This window comes from Rhodoferax sp. TS-BS-61-7 (genome assembly GCF_002943465.1).
In the GTDB taxonomy this organism is placed as follows: Bacteria; Pseudomonadota; Gammaproteobacteria; order Burkholderiales; family Burkholderiaceae_C; genus Allorhodoferax.
Window position 1 is genome coordinate 373,509 of record NZ_PTQY01000003.1, and the last position, 25,486, is coordinate 398,994.

Annotated in this window: 29 protein-coding genes and 1 riboswitch; of the genes, 5 read left to right on the plus strand and 24 right to left on the minus strand. The window is 62.7% G+C overall.

Annotated features, from left to right (window positions below; genetic code table 11):
- Positions 1–4 precede the first annotated feature (4 nt).
- Entirely contained in the window at positions 5–1,120 is a 1,116-nt protein-coding gene (locus C5F53_RS10540; RefSeq protein ID WP_105261327.1) for an anhydro-N-acetylmuramic acid kinase, read from the plus strand.
- Positions 1,121–1,135: 15 nt separating this feature from the next.
- On the opposite strand, the gene erpA is transcribed toward C5F53_RS10540, so the two are convergent.
- From erpA to C5F53_RS10570, 6 genes are all read right to left on the minus strand, one after another.
- Positions 1,136–1,501, minus strand: coding sequence for an iron-sulfur cluster insertion protein ErpA (erpA, locus tag C5F53_RS10545; RefSeq protein WP_029706243.1), 366 nt, complete (start codon positions 1,499–1,501; stop codon positions 1,136–1,138).
- A 61-nt stretch (positions 1,502–1,562) separates the two neighbouring features.
- Complete coding sequence (locus C5F53_RS10550) at positions 1,563–1,958, minus strand: polymer-forming cytoskeletal protein (protein WP_105261328.1); 396 nt, start codon at positions 1,956–1,958, stop codon at positions 1,563–1,565.
- An 18-nt stretch (positions 1,959–1,976) separates the two neighbouring features.
- Complete coding sequence (locus C5F53_RS10555; protein WP_105261329.1) at positions 1,977–2,705, minus strand: DUF6776 family protein; 729 nt, start codon at positions 2,703–2,705, stop codon at positions 1,977–1,979.
- Between the two features lie 90 nt (positions 2,706–2,795).
- Complete coding sequence (rpsI, locus tag C5F53_RS10560) at positions 2,796–3,188, minus strand: 30S ribosomal protein S9 (protein ID WP_105261330.1); 393 nt, start codon at positions 3,186–3,188, stop codon at positions 2,796–2,798.
- Positions 3,185–3,655, minus strand: coding sequence for a 50S ribosomal protein L13 (rplM, locus tag C5F53_RS10565; protein ID WP_105261331.1), 471 nt, complete (start codon positions 3,653–3,655; stop codon positions 3,185–3,187). The genes rpsI and rplM overlap by 4 nt, the downstream gene beginning before the upstream one ends.
- A 186-nt stretch (positions 3,656–3,841) precedes the next feature.
- On the minus strand, positions 3,842–5,512 hold the full coding sequence (locus C5F53_RS10570; protein ID WP_105261332.1) for a serine/threonine-protein kinase: 1,671 nt from the start codon (positions 5,510–5,512) through the stop codon (positions 3,842–3,844).
- A gap of 107 nt (positions 5,513–5,619) precedes the next feature.
- Between C5F53_RS10570 and C5F53_RS10575 the strand changes: the two genes are divergently transcribed.
- Positions 5,620–6,510 (plus strand): 23S rRNA (adenine(2030)-N(6))-methyltransferase RlmJ, encoded by an 891-nt coding sequence (locus C5F53_RS10575; protein ID WP_105261333.1) that lies wholly within the window; start codon positions 5,620–5,622, stop codon positions 6,508–6,510.
- Between the two features lie 114 nt (positions 6,511–6,624).
- On the opposite strand, the gene metF is transcribed toward C5F53_RS10575, so the two are convergent.
- The 5 genes from metF to C5F53_RS10600 all read right to left on the minus strand — a co-directional run bounded on the left by metF (position 6,625) and on the right by C5F53_RS10600 (position 11,531).
- On the minus strand, positions 6,625–7,470 hold the full coding sequence (gene metF / locus C5F53_RS10580) for a methylenetetrahydrofolate reductase [NAD(P)H] (protein WP_105261334.1): 846 nt from the start codon (positions 7,468–7,470) through the stop codon (positions 6,625–6,627).
- A 40-nt stretch (positions 7,471–7,510) separates the two neighbouring features.
- Entirely contained in the window at positions 7,511–8,398 is an 888-nt protein-coding gene (locus C5F53_RS10585) for a TlyA family RNA methyltransferase (protein WP_105261335.1), read from the minus strand.
- A 12-nt stretch (positions 8,399–8,410) separates the two neighbouring features.
- Positions 8,411–9,934 (minus strand): adenosylhomocysteinase, encoded by a 1,524-nt coding sequence (ahcY, locus tag C5F53_RS10590; protein WP_236635336.1) that lies wholly within the window; start codon positions 9,932–9,934, stop codon positions 8,411–8,413.
- Positions 9,935–10,010: 76 nt separating this feature from the next.
- Positions 10,011–10,118, minus strand: a riboswitch (S-adenosyl-L-homocysteine riboswitch).
- A gap of 63 nt (positions 10,119–10,181) precedes the next feature.
- A complete protein-coding gene (locus tag C5F53_RS10595) occupies positions 10,182–11,222 on the minus strand; it encodes a substrate-binding domain-containing protein (RefSeq protein WP_105261336.1) in 1,041 nt (346 codons plus the stop codon).
- Positions 11,223–11,252: 30 nt separating this feature from the next.
- A complete protein-coding gene (locus C5F53_RS10600) occupies positions 11,253–11,531 on the minus strand; it encodes a hypothetical protein (RefSeq protein WP_105261337.1) in 279 nt (92 codons plus the stop codon).
- A gap of 146 nt (positions 11,532–11,677) precedes the next feature.
- Here C5F53_RS10600 and C5F53_RS10605 point away from each other — a divergent pair, with 146 nt between their 5' ends.
- On the plus strand, positions 11,678–13,309 hold the full coding sequence (locus tag C5F53_RS10605; protein WP_105261338.1) for a peptide chain release factor 3: 1,632 nt from the start codon (positions 11,678–11,680) through the stop codon (positions 13,307–13,309).
- Positions 13,310–13,342: 33 nt separating this feature from the next.
- On the opposite strand, the gene C5F53_RS10610 is transcribed toward C5F53_RS10605, so the two are convergent.
- Entirely contained in the window at positions 13,343–13,705 is a 363-nt protein-coding gene (locus C5F53_RS10610) for a hypothetical protein (RefSeq protein ID WP_105261339.1), read from the minus strand.
- A 60-nt stretch (positions 13,706–13,765) separates the two neighbouring features.
- Here C5F53_RS10610 and C5F53_RS10615 point away from each other — a divergent pair, with 60 nt between their 5' ends.
- Both C5F53_RS10615 and C5F53_RS10620 read left to right on the plus strand, forming a co-directional pair.
- Positions 13,766–14,599 (plus strand): HAD family hydrolase, encoded by an 834-nt coding sequence (locus C5F53_RS10615; RefSeq protein WP_105261340.1) that lies wholly within the window; start codon positions 13,766–13,768, stop codon positions 14,597–14,599.
- Positions 14,596–15,789 carry an MFS transporter gene (locus C5F53_RS10620; RefSeq protein ID WP_105261341.1) on the plus strand — a complete coding sequence of 398 codons (1,194 nt, stop codon included), beginning with the start codon at positions 14,596–14,598 and terminating at the stop codon, positions 15,787–15,789. Before C5F53_RS10615 ends, C5F53_RS10620 begins: the two co-directional genes overlap by 4 nt.
- A 19-nt stretch (positions 15,790–15,808) precedes the next feature.
- Here C5F53_RS10620 and C5F53_RS10625 read toward each other — a convergent pair whose 3' ends face one another.
- The 12 genes from C5F53_RS10625 to C5F53_RS10680 all read right to left on the minus strand — a co-directional run bounded on the left by C5F53_RS10625 (position 15,809) and on the right by C5F53_RS10680 (position 25,430).
- Positions 15,809–16,459, minus strand: a complete 651-nt coding sequence (locus tag C5F53_RS10625; protein ID WP_146097338.1) for a hypothetical protein — start codon at positions 16,457–16,459, stop codon at positions 15,809–15,811.
- A gap of 48 nt (positions 16,460–16,507) precedes the next feature.
- Entirely contained in the window at positions 16,508–17,548 is a 1,041-nt protein-coding gene (locus C5F53_RS10630) for a histone deacetylase family protein (RefSeq protein WP_105261343.1), read from the minus strand.
- A gap of 71 nt (positions 17,549–17,619) precedes the next feature.
- Positions 17,620–18,897, minus strand: coding sequence for a UDP-N-acetylglucosamine 1-carboxyvinyltransferase (murA, locus tag C5F53_RS10635; RefSeq protein WP_105261344.1), 1,278 nt, complete (start codon positions 18,895–18,897; stop codon positions 17,620–17,622).
- A gap of 33 nt (positions 18,898–18,930) precedes the next feature.
- On the minus strand, positions 18,931–19,629 hold the full coding sequence (locus C5F53_RS10640) for a hypothetical protein (RefSeq protein WP_146097339.1): 699 nt from the start codon (positions 19,627–19,629) through the stop codon (positions 18,931–18,933).
- Complete coding sequence (locus C5F53_RS10645) at positions 19,622–20,290, minus strand: hypothetical protein (RefSeq protein WP_105261346.1); 669 nt, start codon at positions 20,288–20,290, stop codon at positions 19,622–19,624. Before C5F53_RS10645 ends, C5F53_RS10640 begins: the two co-directional genes overlap by 8 nt.
- 128 nt (positions 20,291–20,418) lie before the next feature.
- Positions 20,419–20,829: a PPC domain-containing DNA-binding protein gene (locus C5F53_RS10650; RefSeq protein WP_105261523.1), complete on the minus strand. Its 411-nt coding sequence runs from the start codon at positions 20,827–20,829 to the stop codon at positions 20,419–20,421.
- Between the two features lie 69 nt (positions 20,830–20,898).
- Positions 20,899–22,269, minus strand: coding sequence for a HAMP domain-containing sensor histidine kinase (locus C5F53_RS10655; RefSeq protein WP_105261347.1), 1,371 nt, complete (start codon positions 22,267–22,269; stop codon positions 20,899–20,901).
- The gene (locus C5F53_RS10660; protein ID WP_105261348.1) at positions 22,266–22,961 is read right to left on the minus strand and encodes a response regulator transcription factor; all 696 of its coding nucleotides are present in this window, start codon (positions 22,959–22,961) and stop codon (positions 22,266–22,268) included. Before C5F53_RS10660 ends, C5F53_RS10655 begins: the two co-directional genes overlap by 4 nt.
- An 8-nt stretch (positions 22,962–22,969) precedes the next feature.
- Entirely contained in the window at positions 22,970–23,269 is a 300-nt protein-coding gene (locus C5F53_RS10665) for a hypothetical protein (protein WP_105261349.1), read from the minus strand.
- A gap of 5 nt (positions 23,270–23,274) precedes the next feature.
- On the minus strand, positions 23,275–23,757 hold the full coding sequence (locus tag C5F53_RS10670) for a Spy/CpxP family protein refolding chaperone (protein ID WP_105261350.1): 483 nt from the start codon (positions 23,755–23,757) through the stop codon (positions 23,275–23,277).
- 108 nt (positions 23,758–23,865) lie between these two features.
- Positions 23,866–24,639: a MipA/OmpV family protein gene (locus C5F53_RS10675; protein ID WP_105261351.1), complete on the minus strand. Its 774-nt coding sequence runs from the start codon at positions 24,637–24,639 to the stop codon at positions 23,866–23,868.
- Between the two features lie 101 nt (positions 24,640–24,740).
- Complete coding sequence (locus C5F53_RS10680) at positions 24,741–25,430, minus strand: hypothetical protein (RefSeq protein ID WP_105261352.1); 690 nt, start codon at positions 25,428–25,430, stop codon at positions 24,741–24,743.
- Positions 25,431–25,486: the final 56 nt, after the last annotated feature.

The window sequence follows — 25,486 nt, forward strand, 5'->3', positions numbered from 1 at the left end:
CCCAGTGTCTGAGCTGTACATCGGACTGATGTCCGGCACGTCGCTGGACGGCGTGGACGGCGTGCTGGCCGACTTTGCCAACGGACAGATGCGTGTGGTGCACCACAGCAACGCCCCATTCCCCCCAGATTTGCGCGCAGAACTGTTGGCGCTGAACCGTGACGGCCCCAACGAGCTGCACCGTTCCGCCTTGGCCGGCAACGCCTTGGTACGAAGTTACTCCGGTGTGGTGCAGGCCTTGCTGGCACACACGCTCACCCCCGCCCATGCGGTACGCGCCATCGGTGCCCACGGACAAACCGTGCGCCACCGCCCCCAGGAGTTCGACGGCACCGGCTACACCCTTCAACTCAACCAGCCGGCCTTGCTTGCCGAGTTGTGCGGCATTGACGTGGTGGCCGACTTCCGCAGCCGGGATGTCGCCGCAGGTGGCCAGGGTGCTCCGCTGGTGCCGCCTTTTCACCAGGCTTTTTTTGGGCGCCCCGACGCAACACAGGCGGTGTTGAACATTGGCGGCATTTCCAATATCACCGTGTTGGACCCGGCATCCGACACTCCAGTTCTGGGTTTTGACTGCGGGCCAGGCAACGCGCTGATGGACGGCTGGTGCCACACCCACACTGGCCAGGCATTTGACGACGCCGGACACTGGGCCGCCAGTGGCAAGGTCGACCCGGGCTTGCTGGCCACCCTGCTTTCTGAACCCTTCTTTGCCAAACCGCCGCCCAAGAGCACGGGACGGGACTTGTTCAACGCCGATTGGTTAGCCCACCATCTGCGTGTTTTTGAAAATTTGCGGGCCCAGGATGTGCAAGCCACTCTGACGGAGCTGACCGCCCAATCTTGCGCACAGGCCCTGCACACCACCGCACCGGCTTGCCGCACACTGGTGGTCTGTGGCGGCGGCGCCCTGAACACCCATTTGATGCAGCGCCTGACACACCATCTGCCGGGCTGCCAAGTACTGTCGTCACAAGCCAGGGGCCTGCCGCCCTTGCAGGTGGAGGCTACGGCCTTTGCCTGGCTGGCGCGGCAAACCTGCCTGCGCCAGACCGCGAGCCTGCCAAAAGTAACGGGCGCCCAAGGCGCCCGCATACTCGGTGCAATCTACCCTGCCTAAGCAGGGCTGCAACACTCAGGTCGAAAACGAGGAACCGCAACCACAGGTCGACGTGGCATTGGGGTTCTTGATCACAAACTGCGCACCCTGCAGGTCTTCTTTGTAATCGATCTCTGCACCCATCAGGTACTGGTAACTCATGGCGTCAATCAACAGAGAGACCCCATTTTTGGTCATGGTGGTGTCGTCTTCATTGGTGATTTCATCAAAGGTGAAACCATACTGAAAACCGGAGCAACCGCCACCCTGCACAAACACGCGCAGCTTCAGGTCGGGGTTACCTTCTTCCGCAATCAGGTCTGCCACCTTGGCAGCTGCGCTGTCAGTGAACAGGATGGGGGCGGGCATTTCGGTTTGGATGTTTTCTGCAACGGCGCTCATGGCGGACTCCGGTCTCAATCAAGATGGGGCAAATAGTACAGGAATCCGCTCGGGAATTCTTTTACTGGTTATTTGCCGCTAGTTTCAGTGTGGGTTTTTCTTCATTGTCCAGCATCGGGCGCAACTGGCCAGCGATCAGGGCACCTTGGTGCATCTCCAGGGCCGCGTACTCCACGTCGCCTTCAATGCGGGCTTTGGGTTGCAGCTCCAGCATGTGGCGGGCATGGATGGGGCCCTTCACGGTGCCATTAACAATGATGTGGTCCGCGGTGATTTCGCCCGTAATACTGGCGGAATCGGAGATGACAAGAATGCTGGCACCTCCATCGCTGGCCAGCACATTGCCAATGATGGCGCCATCCACACGCAGGCCCTCCGAGAAGGCCACATTACCTTCTATCTGGGTACCTTCTGCAATCAGGCTTTTGATCGGGGGCTGTTTCTTCTTATTGAACATGGTGAACCTCTGTAAACACTACAGCTTGATGGTCTGGGTCGCGCGAACGACCGAACCCTCAAGAACCCGTGCCGAGACACTTTTGACAAGCACCTGAGGAGGAAGCGCCAACTCGCCCTCCATGCGTCCGTACTGCTTGACCTTGATGGGCATGGCGCCATCGGGCAAGGTTGCGGTCCAGGGTTTGCCATTCACCGTGCCCACAAAAGTTATTTCCAAACGACCATTGAACTCTTGCGTGTTGCGACCCGGCTGCATCACCAGCGTTTGCCATTTTAGCGTTGACGGGGCAATCAATTCTGCTTGTAAACCGCGAATCGCTAGACCTTCCACGGCCCCCGCAGGAATCAGTTTCTCAAAGAACCCTAAATCGTCGCGCAGCAGACGGTTGTCCGCTTCCAGCTGCTTGACCTGCGCCAGTAGTTTTTCATGCGAAGCTTTTTCGGCAGTTACCAGGGTATCGGCCGTATTGGCCACCGACTGCGCCTCATCGCGCTCTGCCTTGACGGCCGCCAACTCACCCCGCAGTGCGGTGACTTCGGTCCGCAACTGCATCAATTCTTCTTTAGAGCCCTTTTCCAAGCCTGCAATGTCTTTGCCAAACTCAAACGCCCACAAACCGATGGCCGCGCAAAACCCCAGCACGATGGCCAGTACCGCCCAGCGAAACGGCCAGGGCAAAGCGCTGCGCACGGCCATGCGGGGCGCACTGATGGTGAGGCGGCGACGGAGTAGGCGGAATCTCATGGAGGGCGAAGTCTAGCAGCCCGCAAAACAAAAGCCGCCAGGATTTGCACCCTGGCGGCTTTTGCAATTGCAACGATTCGTTGCTGGCGATTAACGCTTGGAGAACTGCTTGCGACGGCGAGCGCCGTGGAAGCCGACCTTCTTACGTTCGACTTCACGTGCATCACGTGTCACGAAGCCAGCCTGGCTCAAGACGGGCTTGAGGGTAGCGTCGTAGTCGATCAAAGCGCGGGTAATGCCGTGGCGAGTTGCACCAGCCTGGCCGGACTCGCCGCCGCCTGCAACGTTGACCATGATGTCAAACGTTTCAGCGTGGTTCGTCAACAGCAGAGGCTGCTTGCAAATCATGATGGAAGTTGCACGACCGAAAAAGTTTTCGATAGCCTTGCCGTTCACCACGATTTGGCCGGAGCCTTTTTTCAGAAACACGCGGGCGACGCTGGATTTGCGACGGCCGGTGCCATTGTTCCATTCACCGATCATTTGGCGGCCTCACGTTTCACTGCTGCGGGAGAAATACCGGGAATGTCCAGAACCTTGGGCTGCTGGGCTGTGTGGGGGTGTTCAGCACCGCCGTAGACCTTGAGCTTCTTGATCATGGCGTAACCCAGAGGACCCTTGGGCAACATGCCCTTGACGGCTTTTTCCAAAGCGCGGCCAGGGAACTTGGCTTGCATGTCGCGGAAGTTGATGGCAGAGATGCCACCGGGGTAGCCGGAGTGGCTGTAGTACACCTTGTCAATGGGCTTGGCACCAGAGACACGCAATTGGGATGCGTTGATGATGACGATGAAGTCACCGGTATCGACGTGAGGCGTGTAAATGGCCTTGTGTTTGCCGCGCAAACGGAGAGCAACTTCGCTGGCTACTCGTCCGAGGACCTTGTCGGTCGCGTCAATCACAAACCACTCGTGCACGACCTCAGCGGGTTTTGCGCTGAAAGTAGACATGAGATTTCTCTTTAAAAGAAGGGGTTTGCAGGGCTCTTTTCCACGGTCGGCGTTCCTCTGATGGGAATCTCTTAGGTGGGGTTTGCCGGGGCGCTAGGCGCTTTTGGCAACTTCGCCGCGGAACCACTAAAGCGCTGCGAAGCCCTCGATTATACAAAAAGTGCTGGGAAATCCAAATTTCCTGTGTCAGGGGCTCTGCGCCTTGTTGTTTTGGCTCTCCCAGCGCTTGCGGTCAGCAATGCACACAGGCAGCTGCGCGTACTCTGCCTTTTGGCACTCCTGGTAGACGCACATGCTGCGAGTCCACACACTGGCATTCACGCAAAGCTCAACCGGAGCCACGGGGGCAACAGGGGTCGACACGGGCCCTGCGGCGGGTTTTGCCTCTGCGCGGGAAGGCCTGATCGGCACGGCCGGCACAGGCTTTTCCAGCGCAGAGGGAGGCACTTTCGGGATCACCGGCTTAGGGACGGCCGGGGCCGCCAGCGCCGGACTGACTACCGGGGCACTGGCTGCGACCAGCGCGGCGTCCTCCACCAGGACCGGCGCACGGGTCGCCAAGGCGGGCGGCGCCTGCTCCAAGGTGGCCGAGGGCTTGCGCAAGGCCATGTAAGCGCTAACCAGCAGCAAAACTACAACGACAACAAACACCCCCCAGCCCACCCAGCGGGCGGAGGCCGAAGGCCGGTTTTTGCGTTCGGCGGAAGCGCGTTTGCGAGGCGATGCACGGGTGGCCTTGCTATCGCGCCCTTCCCCGCGGCTGCGCTTGGCCCCCAGAGACTGGGTGCGCGGCTGCGGGGCTGGTTGGGTGGTCAACAAGGCCGTGGTGTGCGTGACGACTGGCGGCACGTCAGTTTCCAGCGTCACGCCCGTGCCCAGGGCCTCGCGCCAATCAAAGCGTGCCATGTCCGAGGGCGACAACAGCTGCATTTCCTCGGCAAACGCGTCCACACTTTGCGGGCGGTGGTCGGGCTCTATAGCCAGCGCATGGGCAACAGCACGCACAAATTCGGGCGCATAGGCTTGACCAAAGTGCGTTTGTGCGGTCTGCGCGACTTGGGCAAAGGGTGGCATGCGGTCGCGCACCACCCGAAAGGTAGCCGGCAAGGGTGACTCATTGCAGACACAGCCATGCACCACCGCGGCCAGGGCGTACAAATCGGTCCAGGGTCCCTCCCGCAGGTCGGGCGCATCGGCATATTGCTCGATCGGGGCGTAATTGACCTTCAGAATGGCTGTGTGTTTGTGGCTACTGTCAAGAATGGCACGCCGGGCCGCGCCCAGGTCCAGCAACACCGGTGGCCCCACATCCTGCAAGAAAATATTGTCGGGAGACACATCACGGTGCAGCATCGCGTTGTCATGCAGAACCCGCAGCGCTTCCAGCACCGACCACAGCACCTGGCGCAGCCAAGCCTCAGGCGGCGGGCCACTCATTCGGCGCCTAGCCTCCTTGAGCGTGACGCCCTCGTAGAGAGGCATGGCCATGTAGGCGGTGTTGTTGGCCTCCCAGAAACGGTATACCTTGACCAGCGAGGGGTGCTCAAAACGCGCCAGCAAGCGCGCCTCGTCGATAAAAGACTGCAGGCCGCTCTGAAAGGGCTGGTTGTCGGCAGTAGAGCGGGCCGTGAGCGCCAGGCTGGCATCACGCCCAACCAGCGCCGATGGCATGTACTCTTTGATAGCCACAGGCCGGTGCAGGGTGTGGTCATACCCTCGGTACACCATGCCAAATCCGCCTACGCCCAACAGTGACTGAACTTCAAATTCGCCCAGCATGGCACCAGACGGCAACGCGTCTACATGCCCCAAAGGAGGCACGGCAGACGTATTGGGCGGGGATGTACTTTCACGCATTCTGTAACTGTGTAGAGATCGCGGCACGAAGCCTTGCGGAACTTGCGGGCCCCTGTGTCCAACGAATACGCCTGTAGCGTGGGTGCCCTGCGTGGGTATCATAGGGGATGTTCAGTTACCGCCACGCCTTTCACGCCGGCAACCATGCCGACGTCCTTAAACACACCGTCCTGCTGGCAGTGCTGCGCCATATGACGCAGAAAGACACCGCCTTGAATGTGTTCGACACACATGCAGGTGCGGGTCTGTACCGCCTGGACGGTGATTACGCCAAAACCAGCGAAGAAGCCGCCGAAGGCTTTTTGAAACTGGTCGCCACCAAGCCCAAACAACCGTTTGCCCCCGTGTTGCAAGACTATGTGGACATGGTCGCGGGCTTCAACAACACCGACCACTGGAGCGTCTACCCCGGCTCCCCCTTCATCATCCAGAGTCTGCTGCGCGAGCGTGACAAGCTCAAACTCTACGAGCTGCACCCCACCGACACCAAAACCCTGACCGCCAACGTAGCCCAGCTGGAAGCGGGCCGCCAGGTAGCCATCCTGCGCGAAGATGGTTTTGAAGGGCTGAAGAAGTTTCTGCCACCGCCCTCACGCCGTGCGCTGGTGTTGTGCGACCCCAGCTACGAGGTTAAAAACGACTATGGCCGTGTGCTCGACATGGTGGCCGACGCGCTGCTGCGTTTTGCCACCGGCACTTACGCAGTCTGGTACCCGATCATTCCGCGGCCCGAAGCACACGACCTGCCCAAACGCCTGAAGACCATGGCCAACAAGGCCGGCAAGTCTTGGCTGCACGCCACGCTGACGGTCAAGTCCAGCAAGCTGACGCAAGATGCACAGGGTGAAGTGGTACGCCCAGGTCTGCCAGCCAGCGGCATGTTCCTGATCAACCCGCCCCACACACTGAAGGCGCAACTCAAGGATGCCTTGCCCCAGATGGTGGAATTGCTGGGACAGGACAGCAACGCAGCGTTTACGCTGGATTCCGCGGGTTAAGTTGGTCAACAAACCGCACCCCATCCGCCGATGGGGCGTGTTGTCGGGCGGCGATTTCTGCGCGCCCGGCAGTATGAGCCGCCCGGCAATACACCTCAGCGGCGTGTCAAAAAGCTAGGCGGACAAGCCCAGGTTCTTGCACAGCGCCAAGGTGGCAGCGCTCTGATTCATGGTGTAGAAGTGCAGAGCCGGAGCGCCACCAGCACGCAGTTGTTCACACAAGTCCGTCACCACTTCCAGCCCAAAGGCCTTGATGGACGCCACATCGTCGCCATAACTTTGCAGGCGCAGGCGAATCCAGCGCGGGATCTCGGCACCGGAGGCGTCCGAGAAACGCATCAGCTGCGTGGAGCTGGTGATCGGCATGATGCCGGGCACCACCGGCACCTCCAACCCCAGCGCATCCACCTCTTCCACAAAGCGGAAGTAGGCGTCAGAGTTGTAGAAATACTGCGTGATGGCCGAGTTGGCCCCAGCCTTGACCTTGGCGGCAAAGGCCTGCAAGTCATGGGCTGGCGACTTGGCCTGGGGATGCACCTCGGGGTAGGCGGCCACTTCGATGTGGAAGTCATCGCCCGTCTCGGCCCGGATAAAGGCCACCAGGTCACTGGCATAGTGGAACTCGCCACCCGCACCGTAACCGCTGGGCAGGTCGCCGCGCAGGGCGACCAGGCGCTTCACGCCCATGGCCTTGAGCGTAGCCAGCTGGGCACGCACGGTGTCTTTGGTAGCGCCGATGCACGAGAAGTGCGAGGCCGCGCTCACGCCTTCGGCCAGGATCTCACGCACCGCATTGAAGGTGCCCTCTTGCGTAGATCCACCCGCACCAAAGGTGACCGAGCAGAACTCGGGTTGGAGCGTGTAGAGCTGCTGGCGCACGCCACGCAGCTTTTCCGCGCCTTCGGGTGTTTTGGGAGGGAAGAATTCCAGGCTCAGGGGAATTCGGTCGTTGGTCAACATCAGCTTCTCCGTCTCACCCGCCCCGCGGGCGGGGATGTGTTCAGCCCGCCTTGCGGGCGCAAATGAAAAATTCGCGGTTGCCGTCGCCGCCTTCGATGGGCGAGTCGAACCACGCGGTGACCGTCAGGTCCAATTCGGCACAGGCCTCGCGCAGGCGCTGCTCGACGATGGCGTACATGGCCGGGTCTTTGACAATGCCACCCTTACCCACCTGGCCAGGCTGCAGTTCAAACTGCGGCTTCACCAGGGTCAGCAGGGTGCCACCCTCGCGCAACAAAGGCACGGCCGCGGGCAGCACCAAGGTTTGCGAGATGAAGGACAGGTCGGCCACCAGCAGGTCAAACGGTGGCGCGAATTCTGGTGGCAAGGTGGCCAGCTCGGCCTCCTCGCGGCTATCGTCGGAGCCGTCAAAACCCTCGAAGGTTTCTCCGTCTTCTTCTACATCAAATTGGCCTTCAGCCCCCGTACTGTCTGCGTAGGCAGCTATCAAATCTGCAGCAGACAGCGTGCGCGCATTGACACTTTCCACACACAAGACCCGGGCGTCCTCGCGCAGGCTGGGGTGCAACTGGGCGCTGCCCACATCCACCCCCACCACCGCAGCGGCGCCGGCTTGCAGCAGGCAGTCGGTGAAACCACCGGTGCTCTGCCCCACGTCCAGGCAACGCAGGCCTTCCACTGATAGGCCCACGTGTTTGAGGGCTGCCTCCAGCTTCAGGCCACCCCGCGACACATAACGTGCCTCGGAGTCGTCCAGCAGCTCGATGGCAGCGTCCTCAGGCACGTCGTCGCCATTTTTGACCACGCGTTTCCAGACCTGCCCGCCCACTTCCATTTTTTGCCATTGCACGCCATCGGCGATCAGGCGTTGGGCCTGCGAGCGGGTGCTGGCCAGCCCGCGCTGTACCAGCAGTTGGTCTATACGCATGGAGTCCTTGGCTTAGTAGCGGTAAGTGTCTTTTTTGTACGGGCCGGCTTTGGAGACGCCGATGTACGAAGCTTGCTCGTCGGTCAGCTCGGTCAGCATGGCACCGACCTTTTTCAGGTGCAGACGGGCCACTTTTTCGTCCAGGTGCTTGGGCAACACATAGACCTTGCCAACCTTGTATTCCTTGGGCTTGGTGAACAGTTCGATTTGGGCGATCGTCTGGTTCGCAAAGCTGGAGGACATCACAAAGCTGGGGTGACCAGTGCCGCAACCCAGGTTCACCAGGCGGCCCTTGGCCAACAGGATGATGCGCTTGGCGGGCTTCTTGCCCTTGGCCGGGAAGATCACGTGGTCCACCTGGGGCTTGATCTCTTCCCACTTCAGCTTTTCCAGCGAAGCGACGTCGATTTCGTTGTCAAAGTGACCGATGTTGGACACGATGGCCTGGTCCTTCATGGCCTCCATGTGCTTGTAGGTGATGACGTTCTTGTTGCCGGTGGTGGTCACGAAGATGTCGGCCTTGTCGGCGGCGTATTCCATGGTCACGACCTTGTAGCCTTCCATCGCGGCCTGCAAGGCGTTGATGGGGTCGATCTCGGTCACCCACACTTGGGCGCTCAGGGCGCGCAGGGCCTGGGCAGAGCCCTTGCCCACGTCGCCGTAACCGGCCACCACAGCCACCTTGCCGGCGATCATCACGTCGGTAGCGCGCTTGATGCCGTCCACCAGGGATTCGCGGCAGCCGTACAGGTTGTCGAACTTGCTCTTGGTCACCGAGTCGTTCACGTTGATGGCGCGCAGGGCCAGCGTACCCTTGGCGGACATTTCTTCCAGGCGCATCACGCCGGTGGTGGTTTCTTCGGTCACGCCCATGATGTTCTTCAGGCGGCGGCTGTACCAGGTGGGGTCCACTTTCAGCTTGGCCTTGATGCTGTTGAACAGGCAAATTTCTTCGTGGCTGCCGGGTTTGGCCAGCACCTTGATGTCCTTCTCGGCGCGGGCGCCCAGGTGCATCAGCAAGGTGGCATCACCACCGTCGTCCAGGATCATGTTGGGGCCTTCAGCCGCGGTGCCCTTCTTGCCGTTGAATTCAAAAATGCGGTGGGTGTAATCCCAGTAGTCTTCCAGCGTCTCACCCTTGACGGCGAACACTGGCGTGCCGGTGGCGGCAATCGCGGCGGCGGCGTGGTCTTGTGTGGAGAAGATGTTGCACGAAGCCCAACGCACATCGGCGCCCAGGGACTTCAGCGTTTCAATCAGCACACCGGTCTGGATGGTCATGTGCAGCGAGCCGGTGATACGCGCGCCCTTCAGGGGCTGGGCCTTGGCGAATTCTTCGCGGATGGCCATTAGGCCGGGCATTTCGGTCTCGGCAATGGTCAGCTCTTTGCGGCCCCAGGCAGCCAGGCTGATATCGGCGATCTTGAAGTCTTCGGCCTTCGCCGCAGCGGCAGGTGCCGCCGATTTGGTCACAGCCTTGGTGACAGCAGGTTTGGCAACGGGCTTGGCAGCCTTGACGGATTTAGCAGCGCTCATGGTTCACTCCAAAAGTTCATGTGAATAAGCACTGGCGGGCGGGGATTTGAGAAGCCAAACTCACCGCACACAAACCAGTGGGTGAGCGCCGTTGGGGGGCACAGTGCAGGGCGCACCGTGTTTTCCGAGCCTCACTTGCTGTGCCGCGACGGGCACCGGGCAAGCTGCAACGCTCCTCGGAAGTGGGCGATTTTAGCGCTTTGCGGATTGCCGCAGTACCCCGCTGGGACAAAGCGCCAAGAAATTTTCAGGCAACGGGCACAAAACCCGTGCTGCTGCCCAGCTGCAAGGCGGGCAAGCGCAGCCGCTGGTAGGGCCCATCTTGCGGCGCGCGCAGCACCTGCATCACCATCTCGGCTAGGGCCATACCCGTGGTCTGCGGGGTGGGCTGGGTCACGGTGGTCACGTCCAGCCCGGTGAGCAGGGTGTCCTGCGGAATGTCGCCATGCACCACCACCGAAATGTCTTGCCCCACGCGAATGCCGGCGTCGATGAGCCCCCGGATCAGGCCCACGCCCCCCAGGTTGTTGTCCACTAGCACCGCGGTCGGCCGCGGCGAGAGGGCCAGCACCTTGGCCACGGCTTGCAGGCCGCTGCGCCGGTCATTCACCCCACCAATACAGTAATCCGCTGGGCAAGCCACACCCGCCGCGCCCAGCGCAGTCATAAAACCCCGGTGGCGCTGGAAGGCAAAGTTCAGCGCCAGCGGCGCATGCACATAGGCAATGCGCGTGTGCCCCAGCGCCAGCAAATGCTCCACCGCCAGGCGGCTGCCCATGTCGTTGTCAAAGTCCAGCCAGGAGTAGTCTGCACATTCGGCGGTGCGGCCGTAGCCAACAAAGGGGTAGCCCTTGTCTCGCAGGTAGTCGATGCGCGGGTCCTGCACACGTGTGTTGGGCACGATGACCGCGTCCACCCGCCCACCACGGAACAGGCGCTCGTAGATTTCCAGCTCGGTTTCGTTCTTGGCGACAGCCAGCAGCAGATCCAGGTGATCGCGCTCCAGGCGTTCGCCCAGGCCATCAGCCATGTCCAGAAACTGCGGGTTGCCCAGGTTTTCCACCGCGGCTGAGTACACGATGCCGACCGCATCGGTGTTGCCGCGCACCAGGCGGCGTGCACCGGCATCGGGCCGATAGCCCAGCGCGGTGGCCATGTCCTGCACGCGCTGACGGGTCTGCTCGTTCACATCGGTGTAGCCATTCAAGGCGCGGCTGACCGTGGAGGTGGACAGGCCCAAGGCCTGCGCCAGTTGCTTGATATTCGTTGTGCCACCGCTTTTTTGCATGGCGGGAGTGTAGATGCCTACGTGGCCCGTTCAAAAGCAGCGCCCTGCAGCACGTTTGCGGCGCAAGCGGTGTGCCAACCACGCGGCCCCGCAGGATGCGCCCAGGAGGCCCAGCGCCACCAGGGCGTACCCGGCAACGGCCTGTTCATGCAACACCACATCGCCGTCCAGATAGCTGCCCGTTTCGCTGTACGGGAGCTGTGCCCGCATGCAGGCCAGCCAGGCCACGGCAAGGCCGCCCGCGGCGCCAAGGGCGGCAAGCCCCCACAACAGCGATTGCAGCAGCGTGCACCCCAGTGATCTGCGCATGTCCCGTCTCCTCGGTTAGTGAACACCCCCTCAGGCTTCCCAGGGCCACGGGCGGTGCCTGCGGATCTTGCCAGATCCCCACCTTGGCGCATCGGCCCTAAAATCCACCCCTTTGCCTCAGCCGCTGCTTGCAGCCCTCCCCCTTCATGACCTTTCTCGCCGAGACGCGCCGTCGCCGCACGTTCGCCATCATTTCCCACCCGGACGCCGGTAAAACCACGCTGACCGAAAAACTGCTGCTGTTCTCGGGTGCGATCCAGATCGCCGGTTCGGTGAAGGCACGCAAGGCCAGCCGCCATGCCACCTCCGACTGGATGGAGATTGAAAAGCAGCGGGGCATCTCGGTCGCCTCGTCCGTCATGCAAATGGCCTACCGCGACCATGTGGTGAACCTGCTGGACACGCCAGGCCACAAAGACTTCTCGGAAGACACCTACCGCGTGTTGACCGCGGTGGACTCGGCGCTGATGGTGATTGACGCGGCCAACGGCGTGGAAGCACAAACCCGCCGCCTGATTGAAGTCTGCCGCCAGCGCGATACGCCCATCATCACTTTCGTCAACAAGATGGACCGCGAAGTACGCGAGCCGCTGGACATCCTGGACGAGATTGAACGTGAACTGGGCATGCCCTGCGTGCCCATGACCTGGCCTGTGGGTCAGGGCAAGCTGTTTGGCGGCATCATTAATTTGCGCACCCAGGCCATGACGGTGTTTGAAAGCGGCAGCGAGCGCCGCCCGCAAGACTTTGACGCCGTGCCCCTGAACGACGCCGATTCGCTGGCCCAACGTTTTGGCCACGAGTGGACCACGGCCATGGAAAGCATGGAGCTGGCCACCGGTGCCTCCCCAGCCTGGGACCTGGAGGCCTTCTTGGCTGGCAAACAAACCCCCGTGTTCTTTGGCTCCGGCGTGAACAACTTTGGTGTGATGGAAGTGCTGGACGCCCTGGTGGACCTGGCACCCAGCCCGCAGAGCCGCACCAGCACCACACTGGTGAACCGCCAGCCCGTGGTGAAAGAGGTGCAACCTGAAGACGAAGCCTTTAGCGGCGTGGTGTTCAAGGTGCAAGCCAATATGGACGCCAACCACCGCGACCGCATCGCCTTTGTGCGCATGGCCAGCGGCAAGTACACACCGGGCATGAAGCTCAAGGTGATGCGCACCAGCAAAGAGTTGCGTCCCACCAGCGTGGTGACCTTCATGAGCCAGCGCCGCGAGGCGGTGGAAGAGGCCTACGCGGGCGACATCGTGGGCTTTACCACCCACGGCGGCGTGCAGCTGGGCGACACGATTACCGATGGCAGCGTGAACCTGATGTACACCGGCCTGCCCTTCTTCGCGCCCGAAATGTTCATGACCGTGGTGCTGAAAAACCCGCTGCGCACCAAGCAGTTGCAACAAGGCCTGGCCCAGCTGGGTGAAGAAGGCGCCATCCAGGTGTTCCGCCCCGAGATGGGCGGCAACATGCTGTTGGGCGCTGTCGGTCAGCTGCAGTTTGAAGTGGTGCAGCACCGCCTCAAGGCCGAGTACGACGCCGACATCCGCCTGGAAGGCAGCCAATACACCGGCGCGCGCTGGATCACGGCCGACACACCGGCCGAGCTGCGCGAGTTTGTCTATGCCTACCCCCAGCGCATGGCCAAGGACGCAGCCGACACCCTGGCCTACCTGTGCACCAGCCCCTACGACGTGCGCCTGGCGCAGGAGCGCTTTCCCAAGATCCACTTCCACCCGCTGCGCGAACACGCAGGCTTGGCGCTGCAAAGCGCGAGCTGACGGGCAACAACGCCTTGGCCGGCCAATCCCCGGCTAAGGCTTGTACTGCCAGTCGTTGGGGTTGGTATCTACCTGGCGGCACAGCGCCAGGCCCAACTCGGTGACCGAGCCGCTGAAGCAGACAAAAATGGCTTGGTGGTTTTCCCACTGGCGATTGCAGTGTTTTTGGAAGTTGGTTTTGAGCCGACCCTTGCGGTGCTCGGCCCACATCTGCAGCACCGACGGGTTTTTCGCCTCAGCCTGGTACTCCAGCACCATGGCGTGCCAGTCTTCGATGAGCCCATCAATCTTGCTGGCGGCACGCTGGCAGGTAAAGGCTTGGTCGCCCCGCGTCTGCGCGGCAGCGCCCCAAGCCAGCAGCCACAATGACAACCCCATGACGACCCAACGCTGCATAACCAACTCCCGGACAATGGCGCCTTTGCGCGCAACAGCCGCAGCATACCGAACCACCGCATGCAAGCCCTGACCCACTGGCCCGAAGCCGCCCGCCGCAACATAGTGGGCGTGTTCACCGACATTGACGACACCCTGACCACCGAAGGCACCCTCACGCCCGACGCACTGCAGGCGCTGGCCGACCTCAAGGCTGCGGGCCTCACCGTCATCCCCATCACCGGGCGCCCCATAGGCTGGTGCGAACCCTTTATGGCTGGCACACAGGGCCCGGCTTGGCCCGTGAATGCGATGGTGGCAGAAAACGGGGCAGTGGCTTTTGTGCATAAAAATGGCCTGCAGCCCCCGTTGAATCTGCGCGAGCCGCTATCAAAACTGTACCAACAGGATGCAACCACGCGCGCCACCAACCAGGCCCGCATGCAGGCGATTGCTGCACAGGTGGTGGCCGAGGTGCCCGGCGTGCAGCTGAGCCGCGACAGCGCCGGACGCGAAACCGACCTGGCGTTTGACTACGCCGAATTCGCCCGCCACTCGACCGACACGGTGCAGCAGGTGCTGGCCGTGCTGCAACGCGCGGGCATGCAAACCACCGTGAGCAGCATCCACATCCACGGCTGTTTTGGCGACTTCAACAAATGGCAGGGCGCTTGCTGGATCGCGCAGGAGCTGCTGGGGCGCGACTTGGGCGCGGAACTGGACCGCTGGGTGTTTGTGGGTGACTCGGGCAACGACCAGGCCATGTTTGAACACTTCACCCACAGCGTGGGTGTGGCCAACATTGCGCACTTTGCCCCGCAGCTCACCCACCTGCCACGCTACGTTGCCACGGCAGAACGTGGCGCAGGCTTTGCCGAAGTGGCGCGGGCCATTCTGCAGGCACGCGGCCTATGAGCGGCGCTACCGTACGCCGCACATCCGCCGGCTCCCCCATGGGCCTGCTCAGCGTGTTTGGCTCCACGCTGTTCCAGCTGTCGGGTGTGTTTATGCTCTCGCCGCTGATGCTGGTGCTACTGAAGGAGCGCGAGGTGTCCACCACCGTGGCTGGGCTGTTTGCGGCCACCACCTGGCTGGGCATTTTTATCGTCACCCCGTTTGCCTCTGCACTCACCAAACGCTGGGGCCAGCGCACCACCATGTGGTTTGCGTCGGCCGCGCCGCTGCTGGCGGCCATTGGCTTTTTGACCACCGACGTGTTGTGGCTATGGTTTGCGCTGGAGCTGCTGGCCGGTGTGGCAGGCGGGTTGCGCTGGGTGCTGGCCGAAGCGTTTATTGCCGAGTTTGCCCCTTCAGACCGGCTGGGTCGTTACATCGGCATCTACGCCACCATGGTGGGTGCCACCTTCATCATCGGCCCCACCTTGCTGGCCTGGGTGGGGTCCGGCGGCCACGCGGCGCTGGGGCTGGTCATTGCACTACTCTGCATCGGTCTGGCATGGACCGCGCTGATTCCCGTGGTGCCGCCCCATGCCGAATCAGCCCACGCGCGCGTCGGACTGGCAGGCCTGTGGCAGGCGGTACGCAGCCATCCCATCATCATGTTGGCTGGATTTATTGGCGGCTTTTTTGAGCTGGGCCTGGCCTCCATCCTGCCGCTGTATGGCCTGGCTATCGGCTTGGGCGCAGTGGCCGCAGCGCTGCTGATTTCGGTCAGCGGCCTGGGCAGCACACTGATTGCCATTCCGGTGGGCATAGTGGCGGACCGTTTTACCGACAAAGTCCGCGGGCGACGCACGCTGATGGTGGTGTGTGTGGCCATCGCACTGCTGGCCGCCTGCGGGCTGCCGCTGGTGGCACAGCTGCAGTGGCTGGCCTGGCCCATCGTGTTTGTGCTGGGTGCGGCGGGCAGCAGCCTGTACACACTCAGCATGACGGACATCGGTGCGCGTGAACAGGGCATCACGCTGGTCAACAGCACCGCGGTGCTGGTACTGAACTACACGCTGGGCGGGCTGGTGGCGTCGGCCTTGTCCGGGGCGCTCATTGATTGGTCACCCAATACCGGCTTTCCCCTCGTCCTGATTTCGGTAGCCGCTATCGGTTTGGTAGCACTGCTGCGCACCCGGCGCAGCGGCGCGTTTTAACGCCCGGCGCGGATTAGCACTATTTGGTAGTTTTTTTGGTGACGGTTTTGCGCGGTGTGGCGGCCTTCTTGGTCGCCGTCTTCGCGCCCGTTTTGACAGCCTGTTTGCCAGCAACCTTCTTCTTGGCCTTGGCCGATTTGCGGACGGCGGCCCTCTTGGGAGCGGCCGATTTGGGCGGTATCAGGTCTTCCACCGACATGCCCGCGCTTTGCGCCATCGCCCCCCAGCTCACGCCCTGGGCGCGCTGTGGCAGCACGCCGGGCAGCGCCTTGGGACCGTTGGCCGTGTCCAAAGTACCGCCATGCAAAGCGGCCTGGATTTGCGCGCCGCTGGGCTGGGTCACGCCCTCTTGCGCCAGGGTGGCTTGCGCCAGCTTGAGCGCCAGCCGCGTTTCGCCATAACCCAGCGCCCCGGTGGCGGGCACCCCGCTGGCCGCCCCACTCGGGTCCAGCGCCTGGCCGCTTTGCAGGCTCTGCACCAACCTCTCGGTGTCTTGCGGGCTGCCCACCCAGGGGGCGAACTCGGTCACCAGGCGCGCCGTGTAGCCATCGTCAGCATTGGCCAGCGCGGGCACACCGGCGCAAGCCATCAGGGTGCCCAGCAGGCTGGCCAACAGCCAGCGGCGGGGCCCAGCACACAAGATCGCTGGCAAGCATGAAATTCGGATCATGGGACGGGAGCTTATCCGCACCGGGCAGGCCCGGCACGCAGGATTTTGTTAAGCGCTTGTAAAAGCCTGCAGCACATTCACCGCGTTGATGCCCACCTCTTCCACCGCATAACCGCCCTCAAAAATGAAGGCCGTGGGCAGACCGGCGCGCGCCAGGCGTTCACCCACACGCAGGTAGTCGTCACTCTTCAAGGTGAAGCCCGAGATCGGGTCACCTTCAAACGTGTCCATGCCCAGCGACACCACCAGCGCCTCGGCGCCAAACGTCTCGATAGCCGCCAGCGCCGCATCCAGCGCCTGCGCCCAGGTGGCGTAGTTGGTGCCACGCGGTAGCGGCAGGTTCAGGTTGGTACCCAGCCCCGCGCCCTGCCCGGTTTCGTCGGCATGGCCCAGGTAGAACGGGTACTCGGTGCGCGGGTCGCCGTGGAGGCTGGCGAAGAACACGTCAGATCGGTCGTAAAAGATGGCCTGTGTGCCGTTGCCGTGGTGGTAGTCCACGTCCAGCACCGCGACCTTCTTCATCCCCGCATTGCGCAGATGCTGCGCAGCGATGGCGGCGTTGTTCAGGAAGCAGTAACCGCCAAAGAAATCCGCACCCGCGTGGTGGCCCGGCGGGCGGCTCAGCGCAAATGCGGCGCGGTCACCGTCCAGCAGGGCTTGCGCCGCACTCAGTGCACAGTGGGCGCCAGCACGCGCTGCCACCCAGGTACCACTGGTGAACGGCGAACCCGCGTCGTACGAATAAAGCCCCACCTTGGCCGCAAAATTGTCGGGCTCGATGTCCGTGCGGAAAGTACGCGTGGGCCAGACCGAGGGCAGGATGTCCTTGTCGGCGTTGGCCGGATCCAGCGCCACCCACTGGTCCCAAGCCGTGGCCAGGAAGTTCAGGTAGCGCGGGCTGTGGATGGCGGTGAGCGCGCTGTCGTCAAACGCCTGTGGGTTCAACACCGTACCCAACTGGCGGCGCTTCAGCTCGGCCAACACATGGTCGGCGCGCGCCGGCACTTCAAAGCACGGCACCAGCGCGCCGCGGAACATTTCGACCTTGCCCTGGTGCTGGGCGTGGAGGTGGTTGTAGAAGGTTTTCATGGTTTAGGCATCAAACAGGGCGCTAGCCCAGGTGGATATTGCGCAAGCAGCTACGTTTTGTATAGCAACCCTCAGGCCTTCTGGGTGATGCGTGCACCCAGCGCCAGCAGTTTTTCGTCCAGCTTTTCGTAGCCGCGTTGGATCATGTTGGCATTTTGCAGCGTGGACTTGCCGCTGGCGCACAGGGCCGCGCCCAGCAGCGCCATGCCCGCGCGAATATCGGGTGAAGGCAGTGTGGTGCCACGCAGCTTGCTGCGCCCGCTGATGACCACGCGGTGCGGGTCACACACCACGGCGGCAGCGCCCATGGCGATCAGCTTGTCCACAAAGTACAGGCGCGACTCGAACATCTTCTCGAAGAACAGCACATTGCCCTCCACCTGCGTGGCCAGCGTGATCATGCAGCTCATCTGGTCGGTGGCGAACTGGGGCCAGGGGCCATCGCCAATCACCGGCATGGCGCCGTCGAACTCGCGCGTGACGCGCAGGCTCTGGTTAGCAGGCAGGTAGATGTGTTTGTCGTGCAGCTCGATCTTCACGCCCAGGGTTTCGAACACGCGGTGGCACATGCCGTAGGCGTGTTTGTCGGTGCCCTCCACCGTGATCTCGCCGCCCGTGGCTGCGGCCAGGGCCAAATACGAAGCGGCCTCGATGTGGTCGTGGCACACAGTGTAGGTGGTGCCGCGCAGCGACTCCACACCGTCCACGCTGAGCTGGTTGGTGCCGATGCCGGTGATCTTGGCGCCCATGGCGTTGAGCAGGTGGGCCAGGTCCTGCACATGCGGCTCGCAGGCCGCGTTGCGGATCAGCGTGTGGCCCCGGCTTACGGCGGCGGCCATGAGGATGTGCTCGGTGCCGGTGACGGACGGCTCGTCAAAGAACAGCTCGGCGCCTGTCAGCACGCCGGGCACTTCAAAGTCGTAGGTGCCGTCAATCGCCACCTTGGCGCCCAACTTTTGCAGACCGTAAAAATGCGTGTCCAGCCGACGCCGACCGATCACGTCGCCACCGGGCGGGTGCAGGCGCGCCTTGCCGGTGCGGTGCAGCAGGCCCGCCACGCAGAGGATGGAGGTGCGCACCTTGTTGCACAGCACCTGACCGATTTCGTTCGTGCGCACGCTGGCCACATGGATGCTCACGCGCTCCCCGCTACGCTCCACCTTGCCGCCAATCTCGACGATCACGTCCAACATGTGGCGCACGTCAATGATGTCAGGCACGTTGTCCAGCACCACTTCTTGGTCGGTCAGGATGCAGGCCGCGATCATGGGCAGGATGGCGTTCTTGTTGCCAGAGGCGCGGATGGTGCCCCGCAGGGGCACGCCGCCTTCAATTTCGAATGTGGACATGGTTCTATTTGAGAGAGATTAATTGGGACGTTTTTACGGGATGTCCACTGCTTGGTCAGCGGCAATGTTCGTAAAGCGCTGCAGCACAAGGCCGGTACGAGCGCTCTGTGAAACGATGCCGGGCAATACGTTGGTGAAATCAGGGTGCTGCAAAAGCTCGCGAAAGGTAGATGCTACAAAACTCCGCACATCGGCTGGTGCGGATTTCAACTCGTCCGTCAATTCATCGCGGCCATCGACCACGGAGACAACGTCCTCCAGATCATGGCTCAAGTAGACGTCATTGTTACCCCGGTCTTTAAAGGCTTCCAGCTTGGTGGCCATAAAGTACGGCGCAGAGAGATGCCGCAGTTGCAAGCCGGACGGCAAGGTCGCGGTGGTCGCCGCTTCAAACCCGGGCTTGTACCAGCGGTTGGCAAAACCAAGCACCTTCTCGTCCAGTGGCACCAAGTCCAGTTGCATGCCGTTCCAGTACCACCGGAATGGCGGCGTGTTGTCGGCCATGGTTTGCTTGAAGCCCAAGGCCATCAGTTGCCGGGCAAGTGCGTGGTACCCCACCAGTGAGGCCACTTCCACGATGGCGTCCACATCCTCGGTGGCCCGTGCATCCGCAACGATGGGCTGGGTTATCAGCAGCCCAGTTGCGCAGCCACCAACAAACACCACCTTTTCACGCAACGCGCCCATCGCATTTGCAATGGATGTGAGCAACTCAATGTTTGGGTTAGCCATACATGGGCCTCTCTGCGGGCTTGGGCCCGTTGGGATAAATCAACAGCGGCAGCCGCTTGAGCGCCATGCCCCGCTCGCGGGCACGGCCTACGCGCAATGCATCAAACAAGGCCAGCATTTCGTAGAGCTTGGCATCTTGTGTCGCTGCAAAAGGCACGCTGGGATGCAAAGGCTCCAGTCCCTGCCCACGTACCGAACCATTGGGGTGTGGCCACACCCAATCGTCAGAACCCGGGGCAAACACCCCTGAAAACGCCGGCGCGCTGTGGCTGGTGGGCACGCCCACAGAAACGGGCAACCTGTCGGCGGGAAACGCATACTTGGCCCCGTGCACGGCGAACTCGGCCAAGTTGCGGCTATGTACCCGGGCCGGGTTATCCGCGCTGCCCGCGCTGTCATCAGAAGCCGCTTTGGCCCGACGGGGCCTTGCCTGAACGCGATAAACCGCAGCAGCCTCTTGTACGCCTGCTGCGGCCTCCGGCGGCGGAATCAGCAAAGCGGCATCGACCAACAGCCCCGCCTGCAACCCCCGCTTGATGCAGGCATGCGCCTCCGACACGCTAATGCCCAACTCCTGCGCCAGCCGCGCATACGTCCAGCGCTGCTCACCCCAAGCCACGAGCTTGAGCGCAACCAGGAAGTCTTGGGGTTTGAGCTGCATTTACATTCAATATTCGCGATTCACGAATATTGAATGTAAATGAATTGCCAAGTGAAGGCAAGTTATGGATGAGATTAACCTCTAGCCTCGGCAGGATCTGCGCAAGCAGCTATCAAAAATGGAGCGATTCAGCTTCGCGACCGAATCACCAGCTCGTCATACCCGGTATGTGCGTCCGGTTCGCGGGTGAATTGCCAGTCGGGCAGCAGGGCCAGCAGCACCTCGGCCGTGGTGAGCACAATGCAGCCCGTGGCCACATGCCCACCCAGTACCTGCCCCGTGGCGGTGGAAATGGCCATGTGCATGTGGGAGGCGGTCTTGTCACACTCCACCGCCACCGTGCCCGACAGCGTAAGGATTTCCATGCTCTCCGTCAGTCGCGTGGGCTGCTCTGCACCCGCGAGACGGATACCCGCCGTGGACAGGCTGCCGATGCCGGACAACACAAAGGCGGCGCGGCAGTTTTGGCTTTGGACCGCGGCCTCTAGTGCCGCGCGCAGGTCTTGGCCGGGGGTGAGGCGGATAGGGAAGGTTTTCATGGATTCCATGTTAAATCAGCCTCTAGCCAACGCAGATATTGCGCAAGCAGCTATATAAAACATAGCAAATCAGGCCCTGTACGCTGGCAAAACCACCACAATTTCCAGCCCCGGCCGCGCATTGCGCACGGCGAGGCTGCCGCCATGCGCCTGGGCGACTAGGCGGCAGAGGTAGAGGCCCAGGCCGACGCCGCCGCCTTCGCGGGTGCGAGCGGCGTCGGGGCGGAAGAAGGGTTGGCCCAGGTTGGGGAGCTGGTCTTCGGCCACGCCGGGGCCAAAGTCGCGCACGGTGAGTTGCACGGCACCATCCGCCAGCGGCAGGACTTCGATGCGCGGCGGGGCGCTGGCGTGGTTGTTGTGCCGCAGGGCGTTGTCCAGCAGGTTGCGCACCAGCAGGCGCATGCGGGTGGGGTCCAGCGGCAGCGGAGGCAAGGCAGCGGGCAGCGCGGTGTCGATGTGCGGCGCGTCCGATCCATCGGGCTGGGCATGCGCACTCTGCAGCTCACACACCACGTCGCACACCAGCGCGGGCAGGTCCACCACCTCACGGTGCAGGGCGGCGTGCGGGCTGGCCAGGCGTTCGCTTTCCAGCAGGTCGGTCACCAGGTCACGCATCAGGGCCAGGTCGCGCAACAGGGCTTCGCGGTTGGGTTGCAGTTCGGTGGTTTCGGGCAGCAGTTCGGTGTTGAGGCGCGCGCGGGTGAGTGGGCTGCGCAACTCGTGGCTGATGGCCAGCAAGAGGGTGCGCTTGGCTTCCAGCATTTGGTGGATGTCGGCCCCCATGGTGTTGATGGTGGCGGCCAGCTCGCCCAGTTCGTCTGGCCGGTGGGCGTGGCGCACCGGGATGTTTTGGGCAAAGTTGCCCGCGCCAAAGCGCAGTGCACCTGCGCGAATGTCGTCCAGCGGGCGCAGCATGCGACGCACCCACTTGTAGGCCACCCAGGTCAGCAACAACAAGGTAGCTAGGGTGACCCAGCCGATGAAGCGGGGCTTTTGGTTCCAAGCTTCCACGCTGATACCAAACTGGACCCGGTGTCCGTCGGCCGTGGTGCGCTGGAAGAACTTGTACTCATCGCCGGGGCCGTGGTCGTCATACATCCAGTCACGCTCGGGCTCCTGCGGGTGGCTGCGCCAGTTGAGCTGCGGGCCGCTGATGCGGATGCTCAGGGGCAGGCGCTCGGTCAGGGCCAGGGCCCGCTCGGTGCTGGGCGGACTGCCAATATCGGCGGCCAGGCGATCCACGTAATCGGTGAGCAGGGGTTTGGCCACGGCGCGCCAACTGGCCCCAATGGCAGCCTGCATGCCAAAGGTAAAAGCGGCCGCCATGGTGAGCGCCAACACCACAAACAGGGCTACCAACTTCACGCGCAGCGAGTGCCCCAGCGCGTGTTTGGCACGGCGGTGCGCCATGACACAAAACTTGAGGCTCCGGAACTTCATGCAGCGTTACCGGCCAAGGCCAGGGTGTAGCCTGCGTTGCGCAGGGTTTTGATGCAGTCCAGCGGCTCCAGCTTTTTGCGCAGGCGGCTCACCACAATGTCCACCGCGCGGGTATAGAGCTCGGCCTCGTGGCCACGCAGCTGGTTGAGGATGTCGTCGCGGCTGAACACCTTGCCGGGTGCTCGCGCCAGCAGCAGGAGCAAATCGAACTCGGTGCTGGTGAGGTCCACCATCTCGCCCTGGCGCTGCACCGTGCGCGTGGCGGCGTTGACCTGCAGGCCGTCAAACACCAACGTGTTGGCATCCAACGGCACCACCTTGGCGGCCACGGGCGCACGGCGGCGCAGCACGGTTTGCACGCGAGCGACCAGCTCGCGCGGCTCAAAGGGTTTGGGCACGTAGTCGTCTGCCCCCAGCTCCAGCCCCACCACGCGGTCCATCACCTCGCCCCGCGCGGTGAGCATGATGATGGGCAAGTCGCTATCTTTGCGGATGGCGCGGCACAGCGCAAAACCATCCATCTCGGGCAGCATCACGTCCAAGATGGCGGCGTCGATGCCCCCCTGTTGCAGGCGCGCCAGCCCCTCACTGGGGCGCAGGGCGCACTCCAGCGCCATGTCAAAGCGCGCAAAGTACGCGGCCAGCGGGCCACCGAGTTGGGTGTCGTCGTCAATCAGCAGGATGCGGTGCATAAAGAGAGCTAGTGGGCGGCCTGCGCATTGTCCCACCGGCTGCGGTGGCGCAGGATTAGGGTGCGCAGGCGCTGCCGCTCGGCCTCGGGCAAACGGTCAAACTGGTCGGCCGCCTGCCGCACGGCCTGCAACACCTGTGGCACGTAGCCGGGGCGGCGCTCCAGCAGGCTGTGGGCGTGCTCCCGGTCAAAGCGTGGGCCCCACACCAGTGCCATGAGTTCGGCATGGGGCTCCTCGTAGCCTTCAAACACGACGGGACCATAAGCGCGCAGCGGCGCGGCGATGGCGTTCAAAGCTGCCGTGGCCATGGCGCTTACCCGCGGCTGAACCAGTGACCACGACCGTCCATGTAGTCGCGTACCTTTTGCTGCTGCACCGGGTTCAGGCTGTTGTAGAAGTCGGCCAGCGCGGCAATGACTTCGGGGCTCTTGGCCTGCAGGGCGGTGGTTTTTTCGTTGACCAGGGCCTGGGCACGTACGGCGTCAAACTTTTCGCCAGCCACCAGGGCCTGCATTTCGACACGGGGATTCTTGGTCTGGCCGATGAGCGCGGTGCGCTGCTCAAACAACTTGTCGCCCAGCACGCTCAGGCGCTTTTTCTGGTCCGCGTTCAAGTCCAGCTTGCTGGCGGCCTTGTCCACCATCTTGTCGCGCTTCTGGGCGTATTGTTCGGCGCTCATGTTGGCGCCGTATTCGTGGCGGTTGCCTGCGCAGGCGCTGAGCCCCCCCACCAGCACGGTGGCGGTCAGGGCCCCAAGCAAAGTGCGTTTCAGGCTGATGCGGGAGAAGTGTGTCATGGCGGTCTTTCGTGTCCCACAGGACGGGTTGAACATGACCGCAATGGTGCCGCGGGGGGCCTGACACAGGGTGTCAGGGCGGTATCGCTTTGTTTCGGTTTATGTCGCTCAGAAGGCGTAATTCAGGGCCAGCAGGGCCGTGTTGGCGCTGGTCTTGCGCACCATGGGGCCGTCCTTGGCATCGCCCAGCAACTGGGTATGGCGCAGCCCGCCCGTCAGTGACCACTGTGGGCTGATCAGGTAGGTGAGCGAGACCCGTGCACTCACATCACGCAGACCGGCTGACGGGGTGTACACCGCGTAGCCGCTGGCCTGCGCCTGCTTGGCCGTGACGCCAAAGTAGGACTGCAGGTAGTCGGCATTGGCATAGGTGGCCGTCAGTTCGCTACCCAGGCGCCAGCTCGCCCCCAGGGCTTGGCCGTATTCCAGCCCCAGGTCCCAGAGCGCACCCTTGCTGTCTACGCCGGAGCCCGCACGCAGGCTGGTCTTGACGGCCAAGCCATTACCCAGCGCATAGCGGGCAAAGCCGCCCAACTCCGCACTGGCATCCACATTGCCCAAGCCCCGCAGTGCTGTGCTGCGCCCTTCCTCACGCCCCATGTCATAACCCAGCTTGAGGCCGTACTGCAGGTTGTCCCCCGACTTCCACTGGCGCCCCACACCGTTGACTCCGGCAAACCAGCCGTTGGCCCAGGTGTAGTCCAGCGTGGGCAGCACCAGGGTGCGCGTTTCGTCGGAGCCCTGGTATTCATAGCCGCCGAGCGCGACCAGACCGACACGCCCACCGTCTTTGGGCGCCTGTTGGGCATGGGCGGCACCCATGCAAGCAGCGCTGGCCGCAGCCAACGCAGAAAGGGACAGGGCAGATACACGGAAGTACATCGCAGAAACCTTTTGAAAAAAGTGAAACGCCGATGGTGGGGGTGCTACCGCCCCACCGGGTGTCAGACCCGTTTCGCTTTGTTTCGGTTTATGTCGCGGGCTTACTTTTTACCGCCCCCGCCACCGCCAGAGTTACCCCCACCCTGGCCAGACCGGCCCGAAGCACTTGCCCCGCTGTGGTGCGCGTGTTCACTCTTCTGGGAGTGCTCGGCCTTGCTCGCGTGGGCAGACTGTTTGGCACCAGCATTGGATTTGTCTGTTTTGCTAGCACTGACCACTGAGCCCAGCTTCACCCCCAACGACTGGGCAATCTGCCCCCAGCCACTGCCCTCTTGCCGCTGCGTCAGCACGCCCGCCACACTGGTGGTGGAGGTACTGGACGTGATGACACCACCGTTAAGCGCCGCACTGAGCTGCGCAGGCGTCGGATTGGTGATGCCCTGCTGTGCCAGGGACGCCTTGGCCAAGGACAAGGCAATACCCACCTCCCCCACACCCAGCTTGCTGGTGGCCGGGGTGAACGTACTGGAGGTACCACTACCCGTGCCACTGAGCGTGACGGACGAACCCGTATTCAACCCCTGCACCAAAGACTTCGCATTTTCCTTGGAACCCGCCCATGGGGTGTATTGGGCAATCAGCTTGCTCAGTGCGCTGCTGTCTGCTGCGGGTTTGGTGGCGGACGTTGTGGCGGTGCTGGTAGTCTGCGCCCCCACGGTAACGGCGGCCAGCGCGCCGCAAGCCACGGCCAGCAGGGCCCACTGTTTGAGTACTTTGGGTGTGTGCGTCATGGGGACTCCTTCTTTGTGTTCCAACGAAAACCAGTTTAGGCAGGCCCGCACGGTTC